Annotated in this window: 1 protein-coding gene and 2 pseudogenes; all 3 read right to left on the bottom strand. The window is 52.3% G+C overall.

Features of this window, described 5'->3' with window-relative positions; genetic code table 11:
* A pseudogene (locus ACTF58_RS13490) lies at positions 1-69 on the bottom strand (GTP-binding protein); the annotation flags it as partial.
* A gap of 65 nt (positions 70-134) precedes the next feature.
* A complete protein-coding gene (gene fusA, locus ACTF58_RS13485) occupies positions 135-2,255 on the bottom strand; it encodes an elongation factor G (protein ID WP_438992481.1) in 2,121 nt (706 codons plus the stop codon).
* Positions 2,256-2,270: 15 nt separating this feature from the next.
* Positions 2,271-2,352: pseudogene (locus tag ACTF58_RS13480) on the bottom strand (30S ribosomal protein S7); the annotation flags it as partial.

Here is a 2,352-nt window from a genome sequence, read left to right as displayed (position 1 = left end):
GTGGTCAACGTGACCAATCGTGCCGATGTTGCAGTGCGGTTTGTTACGGCTAAACTTTTCCTTTGCCATGAGATGGCCTCCTATTCATTCTAAGGATGGGCGGGCCCGACTGGCCCGTCCAAATTTCTATGGGGTTAAGCGTATTTCGCTTGGATTTCTTCAGAGATGTTGCTTGGAACCGGCTCGTAATGGTCAAACTGCATCGTAAACTGCGCACGGCCCGAAGACATGGAACGCAGAGTATTGATATAGCCGAACATATTCGCGAGCGGCACAAAGGCATCAATCGCAATCGCGTTTCCGCGGGTGTCCTGACCGTTCACCTGACCGCGACGTGATGTCAGATCGCCAATGATACCACCTGTATATTCTTCAGGCGTGATCACTTCGACTTTCATCACTGGCTCAAGCAGCTTCGCACCGGCTTTGCGCATACCTTCACGCATACACATACGTGCTGCGATTTCGAATGCCAGAACCGAGGAGTCAACATCGTGGAACTTACCGTCGATCAGAGCAACTTTGAAGTCGATCACAGGGAAGCCGGCGAGAGGGCCGCTGTCTGTAACCGAGTTGATGCCCTTTTCTACGCCCGGGATATATTCTTTTGGAATAGATCCGCCAACGATACGGCTTTCAAACGAGTAGCCTTCGCCTGGCTCTGTTGGAGAGATGATCATTTTCACCTCGCCAAACTGGCCTGAACCACCCGACTGTTTCTTGTGCGTGTATGTGTGCTCAACTTCATGAGAAATCGTCTCACGATAAGCCACCTGTGGCGCACCGATGTTGGCTTCCACTTTGAATTCACGCTTAAGACGGTCCACGAGAATATCAAGGTGAAGTTCGCCCATACCCTTCATGATGGTCTGGCCTGATTCAATATCAGTCTCAACGCGGAAGGAGGGATCTTCGGCCGCAAGACGCTGCAGACCTTGAGACATTTTCTCTTGGTCGTTCTTTGTCTTTGGCTCAATGGCAATCTCGATCACGGGATCGGGGAATGTCATTGTTTCCAGAACCACTGGCTCTTTCACGTCGCAAAGCGTGTCACCCGTTGTCGTATCTTTGAGGCCTGCCAAAGCGATAATATCGCCAGCCCAAGCTTCTTCGATCTCTTCACGGTTGATCGAGTGCATCATCATCATACGACCGATGCGCTCTTTCTTGCCTTTGGTCGAGTTAAAGACAGTGTCGCCTTTTTCAAGCTTGCCTGAATAGATCCGTGTGAATGTCAGCGAGCCAACAAATGGGTCATTCATGATCTTGAACGCGAGGCCAGAGAACGCCATGTCATCATCCGCGCGGCGGGCGATGTCACGTGTTTCTGTCTCATCACCAGGCTTAAAGCCCATGTAATCAACAACGTCGAGCGGGCTCGGGAGATAGTCGATTACTGCGTTGAGAAGCGGCTGAACACCTTTGTTTTTGAAGGCAGAACCACCAAGAACAGGAACAAACTTCAGAGCGAGGCAGCCTTTGCGAAGCAATACGCGAAGCGTTGCCACGTCAGGCTCTGTGCCTTCCATGAGGTAGGCTTCCATAGCGTCGTCGTCCATTTCCACAGCAGCTTCAACAAGCTTCGCGCGCCATTCGGCGGCTTGCGCTTGCAAACCATCGCGGATCGGAGCTTTGATCCATGACGCACCAAGGTCATCGCCCTGCCAGAGCCACTCTTCCATGGTCACAAGATCAATCAGGCCTTCAAGCTCTGTTTCCGCACCAATCGGAATACCAACAGGGATAGCTGTCGCACCTGTGCGGTCTTCGATCATGCGAACGCAGTTAAAGAAGTCCGCGCCGATTTTGTCCATTTTGTTAACAAAAACAATCCGCGGAACTTTATAGCGGTCGGCTTGACGCCATACTGTTTCCGTCTGTGGCTCAACACCTGCGTTACCGTCAAGAACAGTCACCGCACCATCGAGAACAGCAAGCGAACGCTCAACTTCAATTGTGAAGTCAACGTGGCCTGGGGTGTCGATGATGTTCATGCGGTGCTTGAGTGAGTCGGCTTCTGTGCCGTTCTCTGTGCGCTCCCAGAACGTGGTTGTCGCAGCTGAGGTGATCGTGATGCCACGCTCCTGCTCCTGCTCCATCCAGTCCATAGTGGCGGCGCCATCGTGCACTTCGCCGATGTTGTGTGATTTACCTGTATAAAACAGGATACGCTCTGAGCAAGTGGTCTTACCGGCGTCGATGTGCGCGATGATACCAAAGTTGCGGTAGCGTTCGAGGGGATAGTCGCGTGCCATATCAGGTGCTTCCTATTACCAGCGGTAGTGGCTGAATGCTTTGTTCGCATCGGCCATTTTGTGAGTGTCTTCGCGCTTTTTCACGGCAGAACCGCGA

Source organism: Lentibacter sp. (assembly GCF_965657785.1).
In the GTDB taxonomy this organism is placed as follows: Bacteria; Pseudomonadota; Alphaproteobacteria; order Rhodobacterales; family Rhodobacteraceae; genus Lentibacter.
This window is presented reverse-complemented; position numbering and strand designations above follow the sequence as displayed.

Coding starts and splice junctions, on each gene's coding strand:
- fusA (WP_438992481.1), bottom strand. CDS start 2,255: ATGGCACGCGACTATCCCCTCGAACGCTACCGCAACTTTGGTATCATC.